25 protein-coding genes and 1 riboswitch are annotated in these 25067 nt (G+C 66.5%); of the genes, 14 read left to right on the plus strand and 11 right to left on the minus strand.

Features of this window, described 5'->3' with window-relative positions; genetic code table 11:
• The first annotated feature begins 205 nt into the window (after positions 1-205).
• From Q0C57_RS14010 to flaF, 3 genes are all read left to right on the plus strand, one after another.
• Positions 206-1426 carry a flagellin gene (locus Q0C57_RS14010; protein WP_296577049.1) on the plus strand — a complete coding sequence of 407 codons (1221 nt, stop codon included), beginning with the start codon at positions 206-208 and terminating at the stop codon, positions 1424-1426.
• Between the two features lie 129 nt (positions 1427-1555).
• Positions 1556-1969 carry a flagellar biosynthesis repressor FlbT gene (gene flbT, locus Q0C57_RS14015; protein WP_296577050.1) on the plus strand — a complete coding sequence of 138 codons (414 nt, stop codon included), beginning with the start codon at positions 1556-1558 and terminating at the stop codon, positions 1967-1969.
• Positions 1932-2303 carry a flagellar biosynthesis regulator FlaF gene (flaF, locus tag Q0C57_RS14020; protein ID WP_296577051.1) on the plus strand — a complete coding sequence of 124 codons (372 nt, stop codon included), beginning with the start codon at positions 1932-1934 and terminating at the stop codon, positions 2301-2303. The genes flbT and flaF overlap by 38 nt, the downstream gene beginning before the upstream one ends.
• An 87-nt stretch (positions 2304-2390) precedes the next feature.
• On the opposite strand, the gene Q0C57_RS14025 is transcribed toward flaF, so the two are convergent.
• From Q0C57_RS14025 to Q0C57_RS14035, 3 genes are read right to left on the minus strand one after another with little or no spacing between them, the layout of a single operon-like run.
• The gene (locus tag Q0C57_RS14025) at positions 2391-3974 is read right to left on the minus strand and encodes a hypothetical protein (RefSeq protein ID WP_296577052.1); all 1584 of its coding nucleotides are present in this window, start codon (positions 3972-3974) and stop codon (positions 2391-2393) included.
• An 8-nt stretch (positions 3975-3982) separates the two neighbouring features.
• Positions 3983-5875: a flagellar hook-associated protein FlgK gene (flgK, locus tag Q0C57_RS14030; protein ID WP_296577053.1), complete on the minus strand. Its 1893-nt coding sequence runs from the start codon at positions 5873-5875 to the stop codon at positions 3983-3985.
• 35 nt (positions 5876-5910) lie between these two features.
• Positions 5911-7263 carry a flagellar hook protein FlgE gene (locus Q0C57_RS14035; RefSeq protein WP_296577054.1) on the minus strand — a complete coding sequence of 451 codons (1353 nt, stop codon included), beginning with the start codon at positions 7261-7263 and terminating at the stop codon, positions 5911-5913.
• 285 nt (positions 7264-7548) lie between these two features.
• Between Q0C57_RS14035 and Q0C57_RS14040 the strand changes: the two genes are divergently transcribed.
• From Q0C57_RS14040 to Q0C57_RS14065, 6 genes are all read left to right on the plus strand, one after another.
• Positions 7549-8397 carry a MoxR family ATPase gene (locus Q0C57_RS14040; protein WP_296577055.1) on the plus strand — a complete coding sequence of 283 codons (849 nt, stop codon included), beginning with the start codon at positions 7549-7551 and terminating at the stop codon, positions 8395-8397.
• 50 nt (positions 8398-8447) lie between these two features.
• The gene (locus tag Q0C57_RS14045; protein ID WP_296577056.1) at positions 8448-9002 is read left to right on the plus strand and encodes a hypothetical protein; all 555 of its coding nucleotides are present in this window, start codon (positions 8448-8450) and stop codon (positions 9000-9002) included.
• A 9-nt stretch (positions 9003-9011) separates the two neighbouring features.
• A complete protein-coding gene (locus tag Q0C57_RS14050; RefSeq protein WP_296577057.1) occupies positions 9012-9281 on the plus strand; it encodes a hypothetical protein in 270 nt (89 codons plus the stop codon).
• 53 nt (positions 9282-9334) lie between these two features.
• On the plus strand, positions 9335-10510 hold the full coding sequence (locus Q0C57_RS14055; protein ID WP_296577058.1) for a VWA domain-containing protein: 1176 nt from the start codon (positions 9335-9337) through the stop codon (positions 10508-10510).
• Between the two features lie 117 nt (positions 10511-10627).
• Positions 10628-11473: a fumarylacetoacetate hydrolase family protein gene (locus Q0C57_RS14060; RefSeq protein ID WP_296577059.1), complete on the plus strand. Its 846-nt coding sequence runs from the start codon at positions 10628-10630 to the stop codon at positions 11471-11473.
• Positions 11474-11537: 64 nt separating this feature from the next.
• On the plus strand, positions 11538-12395 hold the full coding sequence (locus Q0C57_RS14065; RefSeq protein ID WP_296577060.1) for a DMT family transporter: 858 nt from the start codon (positions 11538-11540) through the stop codon (positions 12393-12395).
• A gap of 114 nt (positions 12396-12509) precedes the next feature.
• Here the strand turns inward: Q0C57_RS14065 and Q0C57_RS14070 are convergent, their stop codons facing one another.
• The 4 genes from Q0C57_RS14070 to thiM all read right to left on the minus strand — a co-directional run bounded on the left by Q0C57_RS14070 (position 12510) and on the right by thiM (position 15913).
• A complete protein-coding gene (locus Q0C57_RS14070) occupies positions 12510-13124 on the minus strand; it encodes an XRE family transcriptional regulator (RefSeq protein ID WP_296577093.1) in 615 nt (204 codons plus the stop codon).
• Positions 13125-13240: 116 nt separating this feature from the next.
• Complete coding sequence (locus tag Q0C57_RS14075; protein WP_296577061.1) at positions 13241-14311, minus strand: TRAP transporter substrate-binding protein; 1071 nt, start codon at positions 14309-14311, stop codon at positions 13241-13243.
• A gap of 1 nt (position 14312) precedes the next feature.
• On the minus strand, positions 14313-15110 hold the full coding sequence (thiD, locus tag Q0C57_RS14080; RefSeq protein WP_296577062.1) for a bifunctional hydroxymethylpyrimidine kinase/phosphomethylpyrimidine kinase: 798 nt from the start codon (positions 15108-15110) through the stop codon (positions 14313-14315).
• Positions 15107-15913, minus strand: coding sequence for a hydroxyethylthiazole kinase (gene thiM, locus Q0C57_RS14085; RefSeq protein ID WP_296577063.1), 807 nt, complete (start codon positions 15911-15913; stop codon positions 15107-15109). The genes thiD and thiM overlap by 4 nt, the downstream gene beginning before the upstream one ends.
• A riboswitch (TPP riboswitch) is annotated at positions 15902-16004 on the minus strand. Its footprint overlaps the gene before it by 12 nt.
• A 103-nt stretch (positions 16005-16107) precedes the next feature.
• Between thiM and Q0C57_RS14090 the strand changes: the two genes are divergently transcribed.
• Entirely contained in the window at positions 16108-16344 is a 237-nt protein-coding gene (locus tag Q0C57_RS14090) for an Lrp/AsnC ligand binding domain-containing protein (protein ID WP_296577064.1), read from the plus strand.
• 9 nt (positions 16345-16353) lie between these two features.
• On the opposite strand, the gene Q0C57_RS14095 is transcribed toward Q0C57_RS14090, so the two are convergent.
• Positions 16354-16641 (minus strand): hypothetical protein, encoded by a 288-nt coding sequence (locus tag Q0C57_RS14095; RefSeq protein ID WP_296577065.1) that lies wholly within the window; start codon positions 16639-16641, stop codon positions 16354-16356.
• Positions 16642-16795: 154 nt separating this feature from the next.
• On the opposite strand from Q0C57_RS14095, the gene Q0C57_RS14100 reads away from it, so the two are divergent.
• The 3 genes from Q0C57_RS14100 to Q0C57_RS14110 all read left to right on the plus strand — a co-directional run bounded on the left by Q0C57_RS14100 (position 16796) and on the right by Q0C57_RS14110 (position 20758).
• Positions 16796-19105, plus strand: coding sequence for a xanthine dehydrogenase family protein molybdopterin-binding subunit (locus tag Q0C57_RS14100; RefSeq protein ID WP_296577066.1), 2310 nt, complete (start codon positions 16796-16798; stop codon positions 19103-19105).
• 223 nt (positions 19106-19328) lie between these two features.
• A complete protein-coding gene (locus Q0C57_RS14105; protein WP_296577067.1) occupies positions 19329-19769 on the plus strand; it encodes a cytochrome c in 441 nt (146 codons plus the stop codon).
• A 68-nt stretch (positions 19770-19837) separates the two neighbouring features.
• Positions 19838-20758 carry a cytochrome c gene (locus Q0C57_RS14110; protein ID WP_296577068.1) on the plus strand — a complete coding sequence of 307 codons (921 nt, stop codon included), beginning with the start codon at positions 19838-19840 and terminating at the stop codon, positions 20756-20758.
• A 174-nt stretch (positions 20759-20932) separates the two neighbouring features.
• Here Q0C57_RS14110 and Q0C57_RS14115 read toward each other — a convergent pair whose 3' ends face one another.
• A complete protein-coding gene (locus Q0C57_RS14115; RefSeq protein WP_296577069.1) occupies positions 20933-21334 on the minus strand; it encodes a DoxX family protein in 402 nt (133 codons plus the stop codon).
• Between the two features lie 252 nt (positions 21335-21586).
• Between Q0C57_RS14115 and Q0C57_RS14120 the strand changes: the two genes are divergently transcribed.
• Positions 21587-22546: a DMT family transporter gene (locus tag Q0C57_RS14120; RefSeq protein ID WP_296577070.1), complete on the plus strand. Its 960-nt coding sequence runs from the start codon at positions 21587-21589 to the stop codon at positions 22544-22546.
• A 17-nt stretch (positions 22547-22563) separates the two neighbouring features.
• Here Q0C57_RS14120 and murJ read toward each other — a convergent pair whose 3' ends face one another.
• Both murJ and Q0C57_RS14130 read right to left on the minus strand, forming a co-directional pair.
• Entirely contained in the window at positions 22564-24105 is a 1542-nt protein-coding gene (murJ, locus tag Q0C57_RS14125; protein ID WP_296577071.1) for a murein biosynthesis integral membrane protein MurJ, read from the minus strand.
• Positions 24106-24255: 150 nt separating this feature from the next.
• A complete protein-coding gene (locus Q0C57_RS14130; RefSeq protein WP_296577072.1) occupies positions 24256-24978 on the minus strand; it encodes a transaldolase in 723 nt (240 codons plus the stop codon).
• Between the last annotated feature and the right edge of the window lie 89 nt (positions 24979-25067).

Genomic DNA, 25067 nt, shown 5'->3' on the forward strand with positions numbered 1-25067 from the left:
ACATGGCGCGGCAGGCCCCCGCCCCACCCGGCAATTCCTGCCGGTTAACTCTTGCCGTGTCGCACAGGCCACAGGGACCTGAGCCAACCCCTTTAAATCGCGCGCGATTTTGGTTTCGAGACGAAAATTAACTTTTGATTAGGGTTAACGCGGCAGGGTGCGTCAAAGGCCCGTGAGAATCGTCGGGCCCGGCCGAGGACCACCCATGAGCGACATCGTCCTTTCAAAAGGCATTCGCGGCAATCTTCTCTCGCTGATGAGCACCGCCGACCTGCGTGACCGCACCCAGTTTCGGCTCTCCACCGGCAAGAAGGTGAACTCCGCGCTGGACAATCCCGGCAACTTCTTCTCCGCCGCGATGCTCAATTCGCGCGCCACCGACATCACCAACCTGCTCGATGGCATCGGCACCGCGATCAAGACCCTGGAAGCGGCCGACAACGGCATCCGCTCCATCGTCCGCGTCGTCGAAAACGCCCAGGCCCTGGCCCGTCAGGCCCAGGGATCGGCCGCCACCACCGCCCGTCTCGGTGGCGTCCTGCCTGTGGTCAACGGCGCCCAGGGCGCCATGACCATGACCACACCGCTTACCAGCCTCGGATTCTCCAATACCGAGACCATCACCATCAACACCGGAACCAACCGCTCGACGACCCTGACGATCGGCGCCGGCATGACGGTTGGCGACCTCATCAACGCCGTCAACGACAACACGTCGGAAGCAACGGCCAGCGGCGTCGGCGTGACCGTCGGCACCGCGGCCGGCGCCGATGCGCGGGCCCTGCTCTCTCCCGATGGCCGCCTCGTTCTCGAATCCGTCGGCACCCAGCCGATCACCCTCTCCTCGTCCAATGCCGGCACCGCCCTCACGAATATGGGCTTCGGCCTGAACGACCGGACCAAACCCGCCGGCGAGCTCAATGTCACCCGCTCGAACATCGCCGCCCAGTTTTCCGAACTGCGCCGCCAGATCGATCAGTTGGCCAAGGATTCCGGCTTCAACGGCGTCAATCTTCTGAACGCCGACACTCTCCAGGCCATGTTCAACGAGCGGCAGACCTCGTCGCTGACGATCACCGGCGTGCGGTTCTCGGTCAACGAGGACCTGGCGATCGGCGACCAGATGAACAACTTCCAGACCGATCGCGACATTAACGTCGCCATGGCCGACCTGTCCCAGGCCATGGCGCGGCTGCGCTCGCAGTCGAGCGCCTTCGGCTCCAACCTGGCCCTGGTGCAGATCCGCCAGAAATTCACCCAGGAAATGGCCAACACGCTGAAGACCGGCGCCGACAACCTGGTGCTGGCCGACATGAACGAGGAAGGCGCCAACATGCTCGCCCTCCAGACCCGCCAGCAGCTCTCCACCCAGGCCCTGTCGCTCGCGAACCAGGCCGACCAGAGCGTCCTCAGCCTGTTCGGCTAAGGGGGTTGAAGGGCCGAGGCCGCGCCGCGTGATCAACAGGAACCGGAGGACGCCGCTGCTCGGGAAGGTCATGCCATCGCGGGCGCATGTGCTAGCATCTCGCGTTGACGAATCGTGCGGAGGCTCGGGATGGCGCTCAAGGTCGAATTGAAGCCCGGCGAGAAGTTCATTCTCGGCGACAGCGTCATTGTCAATGACGACCAGCGCACCCGGCTGACCATCGAGGGCGAGGCGCCGATCCTGCGCGAGAAGGACGTCATGACGGTGGAAGCCGCCGACACGCCCTGCAAGAAGATCTATCTCCTCGTCCAGCTGATGTACCTGTCCCGCGATCCCGGCCGTCATCACAAGATGTATTTCGACCTGGTCAACGACGTGGTGAAGGCGGCCCCCTCCACTCTCGGCTTCATCGACGACATCAACAATCACATATTAACCGGTTCGCTGTACAAAGCTCTAAAGGCCACGAAGGGCCTGATCGAGTACGAAGGGACTCTGTTGGGTCATGCATCACGGAGCAGCGGCGTACGCGTCGACCGCTAAGGTCACGGCAACAACGAACCCGCGCGATCTGGAGGCGAGCCTGCTCCTGAGGGCGGCGGCCAGACTGCAGTCGGTGAAGGACAATTGGGACACCGGAAAGGCCGAGCTCGGCCCGGCCCTTGCCTATAACCGCAAGCTCTGGACGATCCTGTCGACCTCGGCGACCCAGCCCGACAACCCGCTGCCGCTGCCGATCAAGAACAACATCGCCAATCTCGGCCTGTTCATCTTCCAGCGCACCATCGACATCGAGATCGCGCCGGCGCCCGAGAAGCTTGGAATTCTCGTCACCATCAATTCGAACATCGCCGCGGGCCTCGCCGGCCGCGGCTGAGGCAGGCCGCCTGGCCGCACGCAAAAAGGGGCGCAACCGCTGATGGCTGCGCCCTTTTGCGTGGGGGCGGGGATGCGGCGCCGTTTCTTACATATAGTTGACGATGGTGAGCTTGGAGAGCATCGAGCTCGTCTGGTAGCTCGCCTGCAGATTCGTCTGCAGCGCCAGGATCTGCACTGTGACGTCATTATCGTCGACGCCCTCGATGTCGGCGAGCAGCCCGCCGAGCATGGCGCGGCGGTCGCTGTGGCGGGTCTTGGCGGAATCGGCGGCAGTGTTGGCGGCGGCGATCTCGATCTGGATCGACTGTACCGTCTGGCTGGCCTTGTCCATGCTGAGGCCGGAAACGACCCGCGGCGTCAGCGCCTGAAAGCGCTCGAGCCCGTTCGGATCGCTTTCGCTGAAGCGCAGCGAACTCGCCACCGCCATGTATTGGACCGCGGTGCGCAGCGCTTCCTCGTCGGCGCGCACGCCGTAGAAGACCGCCTGCGAATTGTCGACTTCGGCGGAGGCGGTGGCGCGGGGGTTCGGCGAGACCCGGTCCCCCTGGTACCAGCGCACGGTGCGGGCCTCGGCATTCTGCGGCGTGTCATAGGCGATGGCATCGGCCATGGTCCCGGACACGCCCGCCACCAGCCGCTTCGGCACGCCCGGCTCAATCGCCGGCGGGCCGACCAGGGCCGCGGCCTGCGTCTCGCCATGGAAGAAATCGTCGCCGGCCTTCACGGCCGAGGCGGCGGCGAGCTTCGTGCCGACCATCCGGCTGACCTGCGTGCCGAGCGCGGCCCGCAGATTGTTCAGCGTGTCGGCCGAGGTGGCGCCGACCCGGAACTGGTCGGGCGCGACCAGTTGCGCATCCGCCGCGACCGCGGTCAGGGTCAGGTTCTCGATGCTGCCGTCCGGCAGGGTGAAGCCGATGGTGAGGGACTGGTTCGGCGCGGCATTGCCGGCGCCCGCAGCAATGGAAACCGAGGCGGGCGGACCCGCTGTCCGCGTCGCCGTCAGGCCGTCCACCGCGCCCGAGACGAGGCCGACCTTCAGCCCGAACGCATGGGTGCCGTCTTCGGCCAGCGTCACGGGCTGCGTCCCCGTCGCCGAGAGGGTCAGCCGGCCGGTGGCGGCCGGGTTGCTCTCCGGATTGGCGGAGGCGACACCAAGATCGGCCTGCATTCTCTGCAGCAGGACGGTCTTGAACCCGTCCTTGGAATTGTCACCGCTGAGGAAGATCGAGGGATCGAGCACTGGCGGCGTCGCCGACTTGCGGCCGCCGAAGACATAGCGGGTCCCGTCGTTGGCATTGAGCATGGAGACGACAGCATTCAGCCCGTCGCCGGCGGCGACCTGGCCGATGGTGCGACCCGAGGAGAGCTTGTACTCATTCGGCTGGAACGACGTCTTGGTCGAGGAGACCGTCTTGGCGATCCCGGTCAGCGAGGTGTCGATGATCGAGATGCGCGTGGTCACCAGGGAGATGCTTTGCTGCCAGGCATCGATCTGGCTCATCGATGCACGAAAGGCGAGCGAGAAACCGCGCTCGGGGCCGAGGCCTCCGTAAGTTTCCGACTTCTTGCCGGAGCCGAGCTGCCGCTGCAGATCGGACAACTGGGCCTTCATACGCATGAAGTCGCTGGCATTCAGGCCGGACAGGATCCCTGCGGTACGGATGGACATGATGCCCCTTACATTCTCTGGAGAGATTCCAGCATCTCGCGGACGGCGCTCATGACACGCGCATTGGCGCCGTAAGCCGTCTGGAGCTGGATCAGGAGCGTCATCTCATTGTCGATATTGACCGCCGCCACGCTGTCGAACCGCGCTTGCAGCTGCGTGACCACGGCCTCCTGGCCTTGCGAGACCTGCAAGGCGCTGGCGGCGTCGTTGGTCTGAGTGACGATGACGGAGCGCGCATAGGACAGCACCGAGCCCTGGAAGGGGTTCGACGTCGTGCCGAGGCCACCGGCCGGGGCGAAGTAGCGTTCGGTATTGGCCAAGGCGGCAACAAGGAAGGAGGGGCGCGTCTCGTCCGATTCCAGCGTCGTCGGACTGATCTTCACCAGCGCGCTGGGATCGGCCTTGAGGGCAGCGTTGACATCGATACGGGCGGCGAAGCCGACATACTGAGACCTGGAAGCTGTGACCTGATTGCTGTAGAGACCGCCGGCCCCTGCGGGGTCGGTGAAGAAGGGCATAGCGCTGCCACCGTCGGCCAACGTGCGCGCCGTGACATTGGCGGCGGCCCGACCAACCCTGGCGCCGCCGGCGACGGTCGGATCGGCGAGGACCCTCAGATTGCCGCCATTGACCGAGATGGCGAAGGCGCCGGCGGGAGCGCCGGCCCCCGCGGCCCAGGTGTCGATCGCCGCCTGAATCTGGGTTGCATGGGCTGCCGACGAAGTTCCGGTGAGGCGGAAAACGATGTCGTTGGGGTCGGCGGTCATGGGATCGGACATCGGCAAGGTCGTGTCATCGACCCGCTTGAAGGTGATCTTCTGCGTGACGCCGTTGGCCGTCAGTTCGAGGGATACCGTATCGCCGTCAACAAGGCCGCTGCGCAGCGCGGTGTCGAAGCCGGTCGTCGGCCCCGGCCCAGCCACGGTGACGGGCGTCGAGGTGGATGTGTTGCCGAGCGCCTCGGCCAGGGTGGCGGCGATCTGGTCAAGCTGCGCCTGGGTCGCCGGAAGGTCCTTGTCGCGCAGTTCGATCAGCGCGGCGATCCTTCCCGACGTGAACACGCCGGCAGCGATCAGGTCGATGGTGCCTGACGTGGTGCTGGCCGTGATGGTACCGACGGTGCGCTTGGCGGGATCCTTGTCATAGACGTTGGTCGGCCCGATGATGTCGCGGGCATCGAAGGACAGCTCCGAGCGGCTGGTCGACAGCAGCACGAAGCCCGCCCCGCCATAAAGCTGCACCGCGCCGCTGTCGTCATAGACGGTGCGGACCTGCACATAGTCGGCAATCTCCGCCACCATGGCGTCGCGCTGGTCGAGGAGGCCGACGCGGCTCTCGTCGGTGAAGGCCACGGACAGGCGGCTGTTGATCTTCGACAGGTCGGTCAGCAGCGTGTTGAGGCGAACGGTGGCATCGGCGAGGCCGCTCTCCGCATCGAGGCGCATGTCCTGCGTCGTGCTCGACAGGCTGCGCAGCGTCTGCGTGACGACGGTGGCGGAATTGATGACGCCGGCCCGGGCCGTGTCGCTCTCCGGCGAGGTCAGCAGCGTCTGGAACGAGGACGAGAAGGTGTTCAGCACCGTATCGAGGGCGCGTGCCGAGCCGGGCGCGCCCATCATCTGGTCGAGCCGCGACAGGAATTGCGAACGTGTCGACGCATAGCCGGCATTGGAGCGTTCGCCGACAAGCTGGCGCTGCACAAAGGCGTCATATTCGCGCCGGATCGAGCCGACCTTGACGCCGGCGATCTGGTCGCCGGCAAGCGCATCGACCGGATCGATCAGCTTGCGGGTATAGCTGGGGTTCCCTGCATTGGCGATGTTGGCGCTGGTCAGCGCCGTCGCTGTCGAGGTGAACCGCAGTCCCGAGAGCGAATTGCTCAGCGCGCTGGTCAAAGTCATGCCCGGTCACTCCTTGCCGTGCGTCACGATCCGCGTCAGCGGATCATGTTGATCGTTTCCTGCAGCATCGAGTTGGACGTCGTGACGATCCGCGTATTGGCCGCATAGGCCTGCTGGGTGATGATCAGCTTGGTGAACTCTTCGGAGATGTCGACGTTCGAGCTCTCAAGGCTCTGCGACATGATTCGGCCGGAAGCACCGAGGATCGGCGGCCCCGATCCCGACGTCTCGGCGAAGGCTCCGCCGTCGAGACGCTTCAGCATGTTGTCGCCATTGAAGCTGGCGAGCGGAATGGAGAAAAGGTCGACGGACTGGCCGTTGGAATAGTTGCCGCGAACCCGTCCCGAATCGGTGATCGCCACGTTCATCAGCTCGCCGACCGCATAGCCGTTCTGGCCGATATCGGTGACCTGCACAGTGCCGTCGGAGCGCGCATATTGCGACAGGCCATTGGTGCCGATATCGAGCGTCACATTGCCGATATTGGTACCGTTGACCGTCAGGTTTGGGAAGCTCGGGTTGGCGGTCGGCGCAGTCAATTGCCCGGTTGCAGAGAAGGTGAAGTCGCCACCGATCCGGGTCCAGGTCTCAGCCCCCGTCGCCGAAGCGGACTGGTAATAGGCGCTCCAGGTGTCGGACACGGCCGGCGGACCGGCGGCGGCATTCGCCGTCTTGGCCCAGCGGATCTGGACGTTCACCTCGTTGCCGAGTGTGTCATAGGCCGTCTGCGAACCGCCGGCGATGGAGGTCGCAACGAAGTCGGCCGCATTCGTCGGGCCGATCGTCGCTTGGCCGATCAGCGAGGCCTGCATCAGTTCCGTGCCGGCGACGCTGGTGGCATTGGCCGTGTTCGGCCGCGTCGGAAGGCTGGCGCGGTACTTCAGATTGTCGGTTGCGCGGGCGGGAATGACATCGTTGGTGATCTGGATCGGCACCGGCGAGGAACCAAGCGGGTTGCCGGTGTTGCGGTCAAGCGGCAGGCCGCGCAGGTAGTAGCCGGCACCGTTGACCATATAGCCATTGGCGTCGACCGCGAAGTCGCCGCGGCGGGTAAAGGCGTTGGAGGTGGAGAAGGTCGGCCTGCCGTCGACAAAGCCCGACGGTTGCTGGACGACGAAATAGCCGTCACCATTGATGGCGAGGTTAGTCGTGATCGAGGTCGCCGAAATCTGACCCTGGATCGTGTTGGTCGAGCGCGAAAAGCCGGTGACCGACCCGGACAATTCCCGTTTCGGGGCGGAATCGGGGATGAGATCGACGAAGCTCGTCTCGATCCGCTTGAAGGCCGTCGTCTGCGAATTGGCGATGTTGCCGGAAATGTTCTCGAGGGCATAGGCCTGCGCCGCCAGGCCACTGACCGCCGTCGTCATTGCACCGAAGATACCCATCGAACTTCCCTTCGCCGATGCCGGCAGAACGCGAACGCGACGGACCACCGCCGCACCATGCGATCTTCCCGTGCAGTCGCCATGCCAAAGGCCGGGGCAAACGAAAGCACGCGATTTCAGAGACTTGGATGGTTTACAAAGCGTTTATGGCGGTGCACCGGCACAATTGCCTGTGCCGATCGGCATATTCTGCCGGGTGTTGCAGGGGCCTGCTGCGGCCCCTACCTTGCCTCCCGACATGGAGGCAGCTGCTTCCGCCATCCATCATGACATGAGGCACATCACATGGCGTCCGGGCGTTTCGAGGGGACGAGCGGCTATGTCGCGACCGACGATCTGAAGGTGGCGGTCAATGCCGCGATCACCCTGCAGCGGCCCCTGCTGGTCAAGGGCGAGCCCGGCACCGGCAAGACGGTGCTGGCCATCGAGATCGCCAAGGCCATCGGCGCGCCGCTGATCGAGTGGCACGTGAAGTCGACCACCAAGGCGCAGCAGGGCCTCTACGAATACGACGCCGTCTCGCGCCTGCGCGACAGCCAGCTCGGCGACGAGCGGGTCAAGGACATCGGCAACTACATCAAGCGCGGCAAGCTCTGGGAAGGCTTCACCGCGCCGGTCCGCCCGGTCCTGCTCATCGACGAGATCGACAAGGCCGACATCGAGTTCCCGAACGACCTCCTTCAGGAGCTCGATCGTATGGAGTTCTTCGTCTACGAGACCGGCGAGACGGTGAAGGCGGCCCAGCGCCCCATCGTCATCATCACTTCGAACAACGAGAAGGAGCTGCCGGACGCCTTCCTGCGCCGCTGCTTCTTCCACTACATCAAGTTCCCCGACTCCGAGACCATGCAGGCCATCGTCGACGTCCACTTCCCCGGCATCAAGCAGAAGCTGGTCGCCGAGGCCCTGCGCATCTTCTATGACGTCCGCGACGTGCCGGGCCTGAAGAAGAAGCCCTCCACCTCCGAGCTTCTCGACTGGCTGAAACTGCTGATGGTCGAGGACATCTCGCTGGAGACGCTGCGCGAGAAGGACCCGCGCAAGGCCATTCCGCCGTTGCACGGCGCGCTGCTGAAGAACGAGCAGGACGTGCACCTGTTCGAGCGCCTGGCCTTCCTCGCCAAGCGCGGTTGAGGCATGGTGCGGTCGGTCGATTCCGCGACGAACCACCCGGATCGGGAGAGATGACCGCCGTGATGTCCCTGGGCGCCCGCGCAGTCGCCCTGCCATTCGTCGTTCTGCTCGCCGGCTGCTCGGCGGGGCTTGAGGCCAGCCCGCCGGGCCGGCCGGAGGCGGCGGTCTGGGCCATCGACCGCCAGGTCGCCCGCTGCCGGGCCACCCAGTCGGGTGGCACCCGGGCCGGCATGGCCGGGGGCGGCGGCTTCGTCGTCTTCGGTTCCGTCACAGCCGTCTCCCGCAGCGGATCGGCCGAGGATTGCCCCTCGATCCTCGCCCTCACCGACGAGGATGTCGGCGAGATCCAGACCCTCGTGCTCGCCACCGCCGCCAGCGCCCGCGGCATGGAGACCAACTGGCGCAGCCGCGCCGGCGCCCGTCGCGAGATCACGCTCTCGGTCTATCCCGTCGAGGCAAGCCGCGGCCGCCCCTGCCGCGTCGTCGCCGCGACCCTCACCGTCTATGGCCCGGCCCCCGAAGCCCTCCTCGGCGCTCCGCCGGCGGTCCCGCTCGACGAACAGCGCTTCTGCCGCGCGCCGGTCGGCGCCTGGGAACCGGCCTGATCCGTCGCCGTGGTCGGGTGGCGCGACGGCTGGAGATTCGGCGGCTTTTCGCCCAATATCTTCGCGAAGCGGCAAGGTTTTCGCGCTAGTGTTGCGTTCATGGAGCTGTTCGCCGGTCTCAATCTGATCACTCTTGGGGCGACGGCCGCGCTCCTTGCGCTGGTCGGCGCCCATCTCTGGTACGATCGCTGGTGTGACAACAACGGCGTCCCGCGCCCGTCCGGATCGACCTCCGCCGACGGCATCTCCTGCAGCGACGGGGACGGCGGCGGCGACTGATCCGCCCAAAGGCACGGGATGACGGACGGCTTGTTCCATCCTATCCTCCCGCCATGTTCATCAATTTCTTCCACGACCTGAAGAAGGCGGGCGTGCCGGTCACGGTGCGCGAATATCTGACGCTCATGGAGGCGCTGGACGCCGACATCATCGAACGGGCCCCGACCGACTTCTACTATCTGTCGCGCGCCACCCTGGTGAAGGACGAGCGCAACATCGACAAGTTCGACAAGGTCTTCGGCGCCACCTTCAAGGGGTTCGAGACCCTCGCCGAGGGCCTTGAGGTCAATGTCCCCGAGGAATGGCTGAGGAAACTCACCGAGAAGTTCCTCACCGAGGAGGAAAAGGCCCAGATCGAGGCGCTCGGCGGCTGGGACAAGCTGATGGAGACGCTGAAGAAGCGGCTCGAGGAGCAGAAGGGCCGCCACCAGGGCGGCAACAAGTGGATCGGCACGGGCGGCACCTCGCCCTTCGGCGCCTATGGCTACAATCCCGAAGGCGTGCGCATCGGCCAGGACGGCAACCGCAATTTCCGCGCCGTGAAGGTCTGGGACAAGCGCGAGTTCAAGGACTACGACGACACGGTCGAGTTCGGCACCCGCAACATCAAGATCGCGCTGCGCCGCCTGCGCAAATTCGCCCGCACCGGCTCGCCCGACGAGCTCGACCTCGACGGCACCATCCGCGAGACGGCGCGCCATGGGTTCCTCGACGTGCAGATGCGACCCGAGCGGCGCAACTCCATCAAGGTGCTGATCTTCTTCGACGTCGGCGGCTCGATGGATTGGCACATCCAGCTCTGCGAGGAGCTGTTCTCCGCCGCCAAGGCCGAGTTCAAGCACATGGAATATTTCTACTTCCACAACTGCCTCTACGAGAAAGTGTGGAAGAAGAACCAGCGCCGCTTCGACGAGACAATGCCGACGTGGGACGTGCTGAACAAATACGGGAACGACTACAAGGTCATCTTCGTCGGCGACGCCTCCATGTCCCCCTACGAGATCGCCCAGCCCGGCGGCTCGGTCGAGCATTTCAACGAGGAGGCCGGCGTCACCTGGATGAAGCGCGTCGCCTCCATCTACCCCTCCATGGTCTGGCTCAACCCGGTGAAGGAGAAGCACTGGGACTACACCCACTCCATCGGCATGATGCGCGACATCATGGAACAGCGCATGTTTCCGCTCACCCTCACTGGCCTCGACAAGGCGATGAAGGAACTGGTGCGGTAGGGGAGTCGCTCTCCCTCCACGCGCCGCCCTTCCATGCATGTCCCGCCCTTGCGAAAGGTTTGAAGAGGCCGGCATCATTCCGCCAACGACGCTTCGACAACAACGGGAGGGATAGTCGTGAAACTCGTTCGCTATGGCGCCAAGGGCAAGGAAAAGCCCGGCCTCATCGACCCTGACGGCAAGATCCGCGATCTGTCGGAGATCGTGCCCGACATTGCCGGCGCCGCGCTGACCAAGAAGGGCCTCGCCAAGATCGCCAAGGCCAAGTGGGACAAGCTTCCCCTGGTGAAGGGCCGCCCGCGGCTCGGCGCCTGTGTCGGCGATGTCGGCAACTTCATCGCCGTCGGCCTCAACTATGCCGACCATGCCGCCGAGACCGGCGCCGCCATCCCGACCGAGCCGATCCTCTTCAACAAGGCGCGCTCCTGCATCGTCGGCCCCAATGACGACGTCATGCTGCCGAAGAAGTCGGTGAAGACCGACTGGGAGATCGAGCTCGCCATCGTCATCGGCGAGCGTGCCCGCTACGTCTCCAAGAAGGATGCCCTCTCCGTCGTCGCCGGCTTCTGCGTCTGCAACGACGTCTCCGAGCGCGAGTACCAGATCGAGCGCGGCGGCCAGTGGATGAAGGGCAAGGGCTGCGAGACCTTCGGCCCGCTCGGCCCCTGGCTCGTCACCACCGACGAGATCAAGGACGTGCAGAAGCTCGGCATGTGGCTCGACGTCAACGGCGAGCGCATGCAGACCGGCTCGACCAAGACCATGATCTTCGACGTCAGGACCATCGTCTCCTACATCTCCGAATTCATGGTTCTCGAGCCCGGCGACGTCATCACCACCGGCACGCCGCCCGGCGTCGGCCTCGGCATGAAGCCGCCGAAATTCCTCCGCGCCGGCGACGTCATGACCCTCGGCATCGAGGGACTCGGCGAGCAGAAACAGAAGGTCATCGCCTGGCAGTGAGCCGGACTGGCGGGCGCCCAAGCGCCCGCCCGCCGCGCCCGCGCCGGACATGAAGCCACTCCCGATGCTGAGAACCATCGCCCTCACCGCGACGGCGATGGTCGCCTTCGCCGCCAATTCCATCCTGGCACGCCTCGCCCTCGCCGGCGGGGCCATCGACGACATGGGCTATACCGGCTGGCGCCTCGCCTCGGGGGCCATCGTGCTCTTCGCCCTGGCGCGCATCGTCGGGCGTCAGGACGGCGGGCCCGCCGTCGCCGGCAGCTGGCCGCAGGCAGCGGCGCTGTTCGGCTATGCCCTCGCCTTCTCCATCGCCTATCTCTGGCTCGGCGCGGCCATCGGCGCCATCGTCCTCTTCGGTGCTGTGCAATTCGGCATGATCGCCCGCGCCATCGCCGCAGGAGACCGGCCCGGCCCGCTGGAGGGCGCCGGCCTTGTCATCGCCTTCGCCGCCCTCGTCTGGCTTGTCGCACCGGGGACCGCCGCCCCCTCGCCCCTCGGCGTGCTGCTGATGGCCATCGCCGGGCTCTGCTGGGCGGTCTATTCGCTGCTGGGACGCGGCTCCGCCGATCCGCTTGCCGACACTGCCGGCAACTTCCTGCGCTGCCTGCCGGTGGCGCTGCTGCTCATCGGCTGGGGCTGGCGCGTCCATCCGCCGGACGCGGCGGGCCTCGCCTATGCGGTGGCCTCGGGGGCCCTCGCCTCCGGCCTTGGCTATGCCGTCTGGTATGCCGTGCTGCCGTCTCTGTCCCGCGTCACCGCGGCCTCGGTCCAGCTCACTGTGCCGGCCATCGCCGCGGCGGGCGCGGTGGTCTTCATCGGCGAGGCACTGACCCTGCGCATGGCCGCAGCTTCGCTGGCGATCCTCGCGGGGATCGCGCTGGTCATCCTGGCGGGCGAAAAGCGGCGCCGGAGTAGTTGAATCACCACGTAAAGAACCGGACTCTCCACCTGAGCACAAGGACGGATTGCGATTCACGTCCAGACACTTGCGGGGCGATACGGAATCGCGAGGAGAGACCGGCGGGCGCCGCCCTCACTCCATCACGGCCGCCTTGAGGATGCAGACCATCACCGCATGGGCGGGTTCATGGCCGACATTGCGGATGACGTGCCGCCCGTCGCAGCGGTAGCGGGCGCTCTCGCCGGTCCCCACCGTCTCGAACCGGTCTCCCACCTCGACCTGCAATTCGCCGGACAGCACGGAGAGGCTCTCGATGGAGCCGCGCTGGTGCCCCTCGCTCTCCAGGACGCCGCCGGGATCGCACTGGAAATCATACCATTGAAGCCATTCGACGGTCTTGATCCAGCCGATGATCGACAGCCGGCACTTGCCGTCGTCGGACACCAGCAGCGGGGTATCGGCCCGCGACAGCTTCTCGAGGAAGGGCTCCTCGGTCGCCGTTGCCAGCACCCGCTCGATCGAGACGTCGAGCGCCTGGCTGAGGCGCCAGATGGTGGCGAGCGTCGGATTGGTCTCGTTGCGCTCGATCTGGCTGATGATCGATTTGGCGACACCCGACTGTTCCGACAGTTCCGACAGCGACAGGTTGTAGGCCTTGCGCAGTCGCTGCACGGTCTTGCCGAGATTGCCGGACAGCACATGGGCGCCGGCATCCATCTCGATTTTTTTCGGGTCCCGGTCGGCCATCGGCGGCAAGGCGTCTCGTACGTTGTTTCGAACGATCGTTCGACTAAACGATCTTATGCCCTGCCGGCCCCGGGAGCAAGGATGGCGGCCCGCCATCGCCCGCCGCGGACGAGCCGTCACACCTCGCGCGCACCGAGAGCGGCATGGGTGGATACCCGCGTCCAAGGCCCAATCCGTCCCTGGAAGGCGGTGTAATGCGCGGCGATCTTGCCCGCCATGGCGCTGCGGGTGGCAAGTTCGCCGACCAGGTCGGCGGCATGACGGCGGGCGATCCGCACCAGCGGCGTCGGGAAGCCGCGCAGCCGGACGCCGTGGGTCGAGACCATTGTCGCCAGCGCGTCCATGTTCAGGATCTCGATCTCGGCGAGGGCGATGGCCTGCTCCGCGTCACTGGCCGCCTGGACGACACCCTTCAGGTCGGCCGGCAACCCGTCCCACAGCGCCTTGTTGACCACGAGCTCGCTCGATCCGTTCGGCTTGTTGAAGCCGGGTGCATAATAGAATGGCGCCACCCGCCACAGTCCCAGCTGGATGTCGGAACCGGGCGAGGTGAACTCCGCCCCGTCGATCGCCCCACGCTCCAGCGACGGGTAGATATCGCCCGGCGGGATGGCGATGGCGGTAGCGCCGAGGCGCTGGAAGAGCTCCGCCCCGAGGCCCACCATGCGGATGGTGAGACCCTTCACGTCGTCGGCCGATTGCAGCTCCCTGCGGAACCAGCCGCCCATCGACACGCCGGTATTGCCGCCGAGGAAGGGCTTCACCCCGAACCGCGCCGCCGCCTCGTCCCACAAAGCCTGCCCGCCGCCCTTCAGCACCCAGGCATTGTGCTCGGGCGGAGTCAGGCCAAAGGGGATGGTGGTGAAGAAGGCGAGAGCCGGCTCCCGCCCGATGGCGAAGAAGGAGGCGGTATGGCCGAGTTCGACGGTGCCATTGCCCACCGCCTCGTGGACGGCGAAGGCCGGCACCACCTCGCCAGCGGCGAGGACCTGGACCTCGATCCGCCCGCCGGACAGGAGCTTGATCCGGTCGGCGATGCGCTGGGCCGAGAAGGCCGGGCCGGGCAGGTTGCGCGGCCAGGATGTGACGAGGCGCCAGCGCAGGACGGGCTGGGCCCGGACGAGACCCGGCGCGGCGATCAGGCCGGTGGCACCAGCGACAAGCGCGGAGCGGCGATTGAAGGTCATGTCACCACCAGGCGTGGAAATGATGGGTGGGCCCATGGCCGCTGCCGACCTGCAGCCGTTCCGATGCGGCGATGGCGGCAGTCACATAATCCTTTGCCTCGCTGACCGCCTGTCCCAGTGGAAAGCCCTTGGCGAGGCCGGCGGCAATGGCCGAGGAGAGCGTGCAGCCGGTGCCGTGGGTGTTGCGGGTGGCGACGCGCGGCGCCTCCAGCCGTACCGTTCCGGCCGGCGTCACCAGAAGATCGACGCTGGTATCGCCGGTGCCGTGGCCGCCCTTCATCAGCACTGCCTTTGCCCCCTGCGCCATCAGCGCCTGTCCCTGGGCGAGCATGTCGTCCTCCCCCCGTGCCACCGGCTGATCGAGCAGGGCCGCCGCCTCCAGCAGGTTGGGCGTGACGAGAACGGCGCGCGGGAAGAGCAAGCGCCGCAGCGCCGAGACCGCGTCGGGATGGAGCAGCCGGTCGCCGGAGGTCGCAACCATGACTGGATCGAGCACGACCTGGCCGACCCGGTGCCGGTCGAGCCCCGCCGCCACGGCCGCGATCACCGGCACTTGCGACAGCATGCCGATCTTGGCAGCGCCGACCTTCAGGTCGGAGAAGACCGAATCCATCTGCGCGGCGATGAAATCCGCCGGCACGTCATGGATCGCCTGGACGCCGCGGGTGTTCTGCGCGGTGAGCGCCGTGACGACGCTGGCACCATAGACGCCGAGCGCCGAGAAGGTCTTGAGATCCGCCTGGATGCCGGCACCGCCGCCGGAATCCGAGCCCGCAATGGTCACCGCGATGGCCGTCATGGCGCCTCTCCCTGCTCTGGTGTCGTGATCCGCGCCCGCGCCGCGATATCGGCCGCTTCTAGACCGTAGAGGGCGTCGAGATAGGCGGATGCGAAACTGCCCGGCCCGCGCGCCGTCTCGGCGGCGCTCTCTCCGACGATTCCGAGCACGAGCATGGCGGCGGCGCTCGCCGCTCCGGCATCGTCGCCGACGGCGAGAAAGGCGGCGGTGATCGCCGCCCCGGCGCAGCCCATGGCGGTCACCCGCGCCATCAGCGGATGGCCGTTGGCGATGGCGACAAGGCGATCGCCGTCGGTCACCACATCCGTCTCCCCGGTCGCCGCCACGACGGTGGCGAGGCGGCGGGCGATCATGGCGAGGTCCTCGTCCGGACCGAGCACCGCGATCTCGGCGCCGTTGCCGCGGATCGCCGCCGGTGCGAGCGCGGCGAGGTCGCGCGCGAAGGCGGCGCGCCCGGCCGAGCGGTCGATGAAGACGGGGTCGAGGAGCCAGGGCCGGCCGGCCGCGCTGGCCACCTCGATCGCCGTGCGGATGACGGCGCGCCGCTCCGGCTCCAGCGTGCCGAGATTGACCAGGAGCGCATCGGCGCTGCCGGCGAAGGCGGCGATCTCGTCCGGCGCCGTCGTCATCGACGGCACCGCACCGAGGGCGAGCAGCGCATTGGCGGTATAGGCCTGCGCCACCGTGTTGGTGATGCAATGGACACGCGGCCTGCGTGCACGGATCGCGGCGAGGCCGTCACGGGCGGTGTGCAGGACGCGGTCGCTGAAGTCGGAATCCCCGCTTGGGGGCCATCTGTCCATCTCGGTTTCCTCCGCCGGCATGACCCGGTTCAGGTACGACGGGTTGGCCTTGCGACCTCTCAGCCCGATGAGGGCACCCCGACGAGACAATGAGTGACAGTTAGGCCAAGGAACCCGCCGGCGCAAGCACCGGGGGGATGACGCGCGCGCCCATTGATGGCATGGGTGAGGCCTTGCGCGCCGCGAGGGTCCCCATGATCGCCTTCTTCGTCCAGATCAAATGCCAGCTCGGCAAGGCCTATCAGGTCGCCGCCGCCCTCGCCGACCGCGAGATCGCCTCGGAGATCTATTCGACCGCCGGTAATTTCGACCTGCTGGTGAAGTTCTATGTCGAGCCCGGCACCGATATCGGCCATTTCGTCAACGAGAAGGTGCAGCTGATCCCGGGCATCCAGGACACCCATACGATCATCACCTTCAAGGCGTTCTGACCGCGCCGGTCAGGGCTGGCGCTGCCGCCAGATCTGGAAGACGCCGAAGGCCAGCGTCACCATGCCGGCATACCAGAGCACCGGCACGTAGCGCGGAATCGCCCCGCGGATATTGGCCTGGAAGAAGGCGCATTCGGGTGTCGCGAAGCCGATGCAGGCGAGCTTCAGGCCGAGGAGGCCGAAGGCGCCGCCATACTGGGCATAGTAGACGAACCACCAGACCACCGAGACTAGGCAGAAGGCGAGGCCGAGATAGATGGCCGGCGGGGTCGATGTCTTCGGATCGTCCGGCGCCATGAAGCCCGTCCTGCGCTGATCGTGATCCCTGCCATTTACGCGGGTTCTCCGTGGCAAGGCCAGTCTCCGCCGCATTGCGCCTTTGCGACGGCCAAGGCTTGCCTCGCAGCCGCGAAGCGTTCCATTCTGATTCCGAGTTCCCGGAGCACATGACATGACGCCGACGAAATTCGGAATGGGCCAGGCATTGAGCCGGGTCGAGGACGCGCCGCTGATCAAGGGCGAGGGACGCTTCGTCTCCGACCTGGTGCCGGACGGCGCGCTGATCGGCTATGTCGTGCGTTCGCCCTTCGCCTTCGCCGACTTCGTGATCACCGACACCAGCGCGGCCCGCGCCATGAAGGGCGTCAAGGCGATCTTCACCCATGCCGACCTCGAGGGCATCGGCAACCTGCCCTGCCTGTCGCAGATCCCCTCGGTGACCCCGATCCCCAATCCGCCCTGGGAGGTGCTCTGCTCTAAGACCGTCCGCCATGTCGGTGACGGCATCGCCTTCGTCGTGGCGGATACGCTCGACCGGGCCAAGGACGCCGCCGAGGCCATCGCCATCGAATGGACGTCGCGCGAGCCGATCATCGACGCCGTCGATGCCCTGCAGAAGGGCGCTCCCCAGGTCTGGCCCGACATTCCCGGCAATCTCTGCGGCGAGGTGCATCTCGGCGAGGCGGAGGCGACCGAGAAGGCCTTCGCCAAGGCCCACCGCACGGTGTCGCTGACCATCGTCAACAACCGCCTGGTCACCAACTACATGGAGACGCGCGGCTGCCTCGCCGAATATGATTCCAAGGCGAAGAGCTTCACCCTGACCCTCGGAAGCCAGGGCAGCCACAGCATCCAGGCGACGCTGGCGACCCGCATCTTCAACATGCCGAAGGAACAGATCCGCGTCATCACGCCTGATGTCGGTGGCGGCTTCGGCACCAAGACCTTCATGTTCCGCGAATATCCGCTCTGCATGCTCGCCGCCCGCAAGCTGAAGAAGCCGGTCGCCTGGGTGCAGGACCGCGGCGACCATTTCGTCAATTGCAGCCAGGGCCGCGACAATGTCTCCACCGCCACGGCGGCGCTCGACAAGCGCGGCAAGGTGCTGGCGGTAAAGGTCGACACTGTGGCCGACATGGGCGCCTATCTGTCCCAGTACGCGACCTTCATCCCCTATGTCGGCGCCCTCATGCTGGCCGGTGTCTATGCCTTCCCCGCCATGCATGTCCGGCTGAAATATGCCTATACCAACACCGTCCCCGTCGACGCCTATCGCGGCGCCGGGCGCCCGGAGGCGGCCTATCTCATCGAGCGCCTGATGGACCGCATCGCCATCGAGACCGGCATGAGCCCGGCCGAGGTGCGCCGCCGCAACTTCATCCAGCCCGACCAGTTCCCCTGGAAGACGCCCGTCGGCCGCACCTACGATTCCGGCGAGTTCGACGGCCACATGACCCGCGCCATGGCGGTCGCCGGCTGGGACGCCTTCAAGGACCGCCTGAAGGCGGCGAAGAAGGCCGGCAAGATCCGCGGCATCGGCATGGCCACCTATGTGGAGGCGTGCGGCGGCGGTGCCCCCGAGAACGCCTGGATGAGCCTGGAGAAGGACGGCACGGTGACCATCAAGATCGGCACCCAGTCCAACGGCCAGGGCCACAAGACGGCCTATGCCCAGCTCGCCTCCCAGCACCTCGACATCCCCATCGAGAAGATCAACGTCATCCAGGGCGACACCGCCCAGATTCCTACCGGCACTGGCACCGGCGGCTCGCGCTCGCTGCCCGTCGGCGGCGCCGCCGTCGATGTCGGCGCGCGGGCCCTGGCAGACGTGATCAAGGACATGGCGGCGACCGAGATGGAGGTCGGCGTCGGCGATGTCGAGATCGTCGGTGGCGCGGTGCGCGTCGTCGGCACCGACAAGGCGATCTCCTATGAGAAGATCGCGTCCCTCCCGGGCGCCGAGGACAAGCTGAAGAGCCACGGCACCTGGCGGCCGCCGGAGCCCACCTTTCCCAATGGGACCCATATCTGCGAGGTGGAGATCGACCCGGATACCGGCGTCACCGAGATCGTCGCCTATACCGTCGTCGACGATTTCGGCGTCACCATCAATCCGACCCTGCTGGCCGGCCAGGTCCATGGCGGGATCGTCCAGGGAATCGGTCAGGCGCTGCTGGAGCGCACCGTCTACGACAAGGAGAGCGGCCAGCTCCTGACCGCCTCGTTCATGGACTACGCCATGCCACGGGCCGACCACATCCCGAACTTCCATTTCGAGACGCGCAACGTGCCCTGCGTCACCAATCTCCTTGGCATCAAGGGGGCCGGCGAGGCCGGCACGATCGGCGCCTGCCCCTCGGTGATGAACGCCATCGTCGATGCGCTGTGGCGTGCCTATGGCATCAAGGAGATCGATATGCCGGCAACGCCTGCCCTCGTCTGGCAGACGATCCAGGATGCCAAGGCAGCAAAGGCCGCCTGACGTCGACCGGGCGGTCCTCCTCCCCCGCCCGGCCCCAGCCGGTTGCACGACGGCAAATGTGAATATGCGCGAATGCAAGGTCATGCGGCGAGATAACGCAGGCGTGATCACTCCTCTGCAATATGGGGATACCCGCGGGCGCCTTCTGTGGTGTGGAATGATTCCAGTCGGCACGAGGCCGACGGTCTCGTCCTCGAGCAGGACATCAAGGGGGAAAGTTCACATGAAGCGTTTGATCATTGCCGCGGCGACAATCGCCATCGGCACCCTGGCCGTATCGGCCCAGGGCGCCGACCCGATCGCCGCCCGCAAGGCATCCATGAAGACTGTCGGCGAACAGACCGGCGCCGGCGCCCGCATGGCGCGCGGCCAGGCGCCCTTCGATCTGGCACAGGCGCGGGCGATCTTCGCCGCCTACGAGCAATCGGCCGCCACCTATGCCAACCTCTTCCCCGATGGCAGCCAGACCGGTGGCGAAACCGCGGCTCTCCCGACGATCTGGGCGAACCGGGCCGCCTTCAACGCCGCCGTCGCCAAGTGGGGTGCCGATGCCCGCACCGAGGGCGCCAAGGTGACCGATCTCGCCACCTTCCAGGCGGCCTTCGGCGAGGTGACCAAGAACTGCGGCAGCTGCCACGAGACCTACCGCGCCCGTCGCAACTGAGCGGCGCCAGCCAACGCGGCGCGCCGGTCTTGCGGGCCGGCGCGTCACGCCAACGAACGAGGTAAGGCATGATCAGGCGGCTGGTGATGGGTCTGGCGATTCTCGGGGTCGCCGGAGGAGCCGTTTTCTGGTGGCTCACCATGCCCTCACGTCTGGCACCGGCCGCATTGGCCGGCCCCGCGCCGAATGCCGAGCACGGCCGGCTGGTCTTCGCCGCTGCCGGCTGCGCCTCCTGCCACGTCACCGAGGGCCAGACCGACCGCACACGGATGGGCGGCGGTCATGGGCTGAAATCGCCCTTTGGCACCTTCTATGCCCCCAACATTTCGCCTCATCCGGAGCGCGGCATCGGCCGCTGGTCGGAGGCCGACTTCGCCAATGCCATGCTGAAAGGCGTCTCGCCGTCCGGCGAGCACTATTATCCGGCTTTCCCCTACACCTCCTACCAGCGCATGACGGTCGGGGATGTCCGTGACCTCTTCGCCTATATGAAGACGCTGCCGGTCGATCCGACGGCCAACCGCCCGCATGACTTGCCCTTCCCCTTCACGGTGCGCCGTGGCCTCGGCCTGTGGAAACTCGCCTTCCTCGACGGCCAGCCCTTCCGGCCCGATCCGTCGAAATCCGCCGCCTGGAACCGCGGCGCCTATTTGGTCGAGGGTCCCGGCCATTGCGCCGAATGCCATTCGCCGCGCGCCTTCACCGGCGCCATCACCGCCGACCGCCGCTTCGCGGGTGGCCCTAATCCGGAAGGCGCGGGCTGGGTCCCCAACATCACGCCGCACCGCGACGGCATAGCCTCCTGGTCGGAGGACGATATCGCCAGCTACCTCGCCGACGGCTTCACGCCCTCCGGCGACTCGGCCGGCGGGGCCATGGCATCGGTCATCCGCAACACCGCCCAGCTCAGCAATGATGACCGCGCGGCCATGGCGGCCTACCTGAAGGCCCTGCCGGCGCGTGAGGGCCGGGCCCCTCCCCGCCGCTGAGATCGTTCAGCGACGATCACGCAGCCGTGACCCGGACCAGTGATCTTGTGTGCGAAAAAGCCGCGAAAAACACCGGTTACGCCTAGGTAACCACCTGAGTCTAAAGACGAAAAAGCCGCGAGCCGAACGGGACGACTCGCGGCCTGGACCGTCACGCGAAATGACGGAACAGCGTCAGGGATTGCTGGAGCGCTGGGCGTCGACGCTCCACGGGCCGGGTCCGGCGAAGACCAGATAGAGGAAGGTGAAGCAATACATGATCGCGAGGTTGCCGCCGTTCTGGATCGGGTAGAAGCCGCGGCCGGCATGGCCGATGAAATAGGCCGCAGCCATGGTGCCGGCGAGCACGAAAGCGGCCGGGCGGGTGAAAAAACCGACCAGAATCAACACGCCCGTAACGAGTTCGATGCAGGCGGCGATCCACGGCATCGAGCCGACCGGGGCGAAATTGACGCTCATCGGGAAGCCGAAGAGCTTGACGAAGGCATGCTGCAGCAAGACCAGCGCGGCCATGATGCGGAGCACCGAGAGCAGGCGCGGTGCCCAGGCGTTGAGGGTTGGATTGAGGCTGTCCATGAGAAGGTCCCGTGATGTGACGAAGTGAGTGGCACCGCCTCTTGCAGGGCGGTGCGGCGACCATATCGGCTGACCGGTGGGGTGCAACCGGCCGGCCGGGGGCACGGCGACCGCAAAAACGACCGCGCCAGGGTGGAAACGGCTCGGAGCCGGGTCATGGTCGCAGGGCATGCGTGCAGCTTTGGCCCTGCCCGAACCCGGCCCGGCATGGTTCAAGGGACAGGCGAATATCCCTCCTGACCCCTCGCCTTCATGCCCGTTCTCTCCCGCGCCGCCACGGGGATCCTCTTCAAGCTGATGTCGACGGTGGCCTTCACCTCCATGTCGACGCTGGCGCGCGTGGCGGGCCAGGAGATTCCGGTCGGCGAGATCGTCTTCTGCCGCTCCTTCTTCGCGCTGATCCCGCTCTTCATGATGCTCGCCTGGCGCCATGAGGTCATGGACGCGTTCCGCTTTGTCAGCTTCCGCTCCCACATGAAGCGCGGCGTCATCGGCGCCATCGGCATGTTTTCCGGCTTCGTCGGCCTGACCCTGCTGCCGCTCGCCGATTCCACCGCCATCGGCTATGCCGCCCCCCTGATGGTCGTGCCGCTCGCCTATTTCATCCTCGGCGAACAGGTGCGCATCTACCGCTGGTCGGCGGTGGCCATCGGCTTCGTCGGCGTCGTCGTCATCCTCTGGCCCCATCTTGATATCGGCACCCTCGGCGACCGCCCGGACAGCCAGCGCACCGGCGCCATTTTCGCCCTTGGCGGGGCGGTCTGCGCCGCCTTTGCCACCATCCAGGTCCGCAGGCTCGTCAACACCGAGACGACGGCCGCCATCGTCTTCTCCTTCATGGCGCTCTGCGCCACGCTGGCGCTCCTCACATGGCCCCTGGGGCATGTCCTGCCGGCCATCGGCCAATGGGTCGTGCCGAGCCCGTGGAAGGCGCTCATCCTGGTGATGGTCGGCGTCACCGGCGGGCTCGGCCAGATCTTCCTGACGTTGAGCTACCGCTATGCGGACACCTCGCTGATCGCGCCCTTCGACTATTTCTCGATGATCTGGGCGGTCATCTTCGGCTACATCGTCTTCGCCGACCTGCCGAGCGCCTATGTCGTCACCGGCGGCTCGATCGTCGTCGCCTCCGGCATCTTCGTCATCTGGCGCGAGCACCAGCTCGGCATCGAGCGCGCCGGCCAGCGCAAGGTCACGACACCGCAGGGCTGAGCGCCAGGGCAAGGGCCTCAGCCGGCGATGCCCCGCCGGAGCCGGCGCACATCCGCCATGAACTGCTTGCCGAAGAGCAGGACCAGGACGGCGCAATAGGACAGGCCGCCAAGCACCATCAGGATGAGCAGGGCGACCTTGTGGTTGAGGCCCGGACCGGGAAGGCTCGCCATGATCGTGCTGCCGACGACCAGCGCCAGGACCAGCACGGCGAAGGCCACCGCGATCTGCGGCAGCACGGAGCGGGCCCGCGAATCGAGGGTGAAGAGGTCCTTCCGCCGCGCAAAGACGATGAGCAGCGTGACGTTGATCCAGGCCCCGACGCTGGTGGCGGTGGCAAGCCCGACATGGCCGAGCGGTCCCATCAGCGCGAATTTCAGCGCCACGTTGACGGCGATGGCGACGGCGACGGCGATGACCGGCGTGGTTGTGTCGCCGCGCGCATGGAAGGTCACCGTCAGGGGCCGGATCAGCACCAGCGCGGCAAGGCCCACGCCATAGGCGGCGAGCGCCCGCGCCGACTGGATGGCGTCGTTCTCGGTGAAGGCGCCGCGCATGAACAGCGCCTTCATCAGGATGTCCGGCACGATGACGAAGGCGGCGACCGCCGGCAGCGTGAAGACGAGGGTGAGTTCGATGGCACGCAGCTGCGCCGTCCGCGCCCCCGGCTCGTCGCCGGCCGACACCCGGCGGCTCATCTCGGACAGCAGGACCGTGCCCACCGCAATGGAAATGACACCGATCGGCAGCTGGTTGAGACGGTCGGCATAATAGAGCCAGGAGACGGAGCCGGCGACGAGATAGCTCGCCACCACCGTATCGGCGAGCACGGCGATCTGCGTCCCCGCCGATCCCAGCGTCGCCGGCACGAAGGTCTTCCAGAACCGCTTCACCTCGGGCGTCACGCGGGGCATGCGCAGTTCCACCATGACGTCGGCCCTGAGAGCGTCGACGGAGACGAGGAGGAATTGCAGGATGCCCGCGACGATAATGCCCCAGGCGGCGGCATGGGCGGGGGTGGGAAAATGCTGCGCGAGCAGGAGCCCGCCGATGATCCCGAGGCTGAGGATGACCTGCGTTGCCGCCGCGGCGGCAAAGCGCCCCACCGCGTTCAGCACGCCGCTGACGAGGATCACCAGCGAGACCAGCGCCAGATAGGGGAAGGTGATCCGGGTGAGCTCCACCGCAGCGGGAAACCGCACGGGATCTTCGCTGAAGCCCGGCGCCATCAGTCCCACCACCGTCGGCATGAAGATGAAGGCGACGGCGAGCAGAACGAGCTGGGACAGGATCAGAAAGGCGAAGATCCGATCGGCGAAGATGAGGGCTGCGTTCTGTCCGCGCTCGGCCGCGACCTTGGCGAAGCCCGGCACGAAGGCGGCGGAGAAGGCGCCCTCGGCGAAGATGGCGCGGAACTGGTTGGGAATGCGGAAGGCAACGAAGAAGGCGTCCGCCAATGCTCCCGCGCCGAGGATGGCGGCGAACATCAGGTCGCGCACGAAGCCGAAAAGTCGGCTGAGCAGGGTGAGGGCCGAGACCGAGAAGATGTTCCTGATCACGACCGACGGGATCCTTCTGCATGCCGCGGCGAGGCGCACCCGCACTGCCGTTTCGCCGGAAGGCGCTAGCCGCCCATTCCGACGAAACAAAGGTCTAGCCGAGGAGAACCGATTCGGCGTGGGTTCAGACCGCCGCGACTAGCGGTCGCCTCAGGTGGCGAGCGTCAGCCCGGCCGCCTTGGCGTCGGCGACGAAGCCCTTCACCGTGTCGAGCGAGATGTCCTCCGGCGCACGGCCGAGGCCCTCCAGCTTCTTCAGGATGTCGGCCGGCGCGGTGATGATGTGGCAGCCGATGCGATCGGCCTCGATGACGTTCCACACCTCGCGGGTCGAGGCCCAGATGACCTCGATCGTGTCGGTGCCGCGGGCAAGACCCACCGCATAGGTCATCACCGGCATGTAGTCGTGGCCGGCATCACCCAGGCGGCCGGCGAAGACCGAGATGATGGAGGGCGCGCCGCCCTTCAGCGCCTCGACCGAGGCCTTGATCTGCGCCTGGGTGTAAAGCGCGGTGAAATTGATCTTCACACCCTCGCGGGACAGCTTGTGGATGAGGTCGTAGAGCGGTGCGCCCTGCGAGTTCGTCACCGGCAGCTTGACATAGACGTTCTTCCCCCAGGTGGCGATGACGCGCGCCTGCGCCTCCATCTCCTTCAGATCGTCGGAGAAGACCTCGAACGAGATGTGATGGTCGGGCACCGCCGCGACGAGGTCCTTCGCATAGGCGGCATAGTCGGAGACGCCGGCCTTTTTCAGCAGCGAGGGATTGGTGGTGAAGCCCTGGATCCACGGCCTCTTCGCCATCTCGACGATGGAGGCCTTCTCGGCCCCGTCCGTATAGAGCTTGACCTTCAGGTCGGCGATGGCGGGCATGTGCATCTCCCCGGGGTTTCAGGCTGCCGGTTTTAGGGCCGCGGGCCGCGGGTGTCCAACGGGGGATTCCGCTTGTATGCCCGGCCGCA

Origin of the sequence: Phreatobacter sp., from assembly GCF_022843985.1 — a bacterium.
GTDB lineage: Bacteria > Pseudomonadota > Alphaproteobacteria > Rhizobiales > Phreatobacteraceae > Phreatobacter.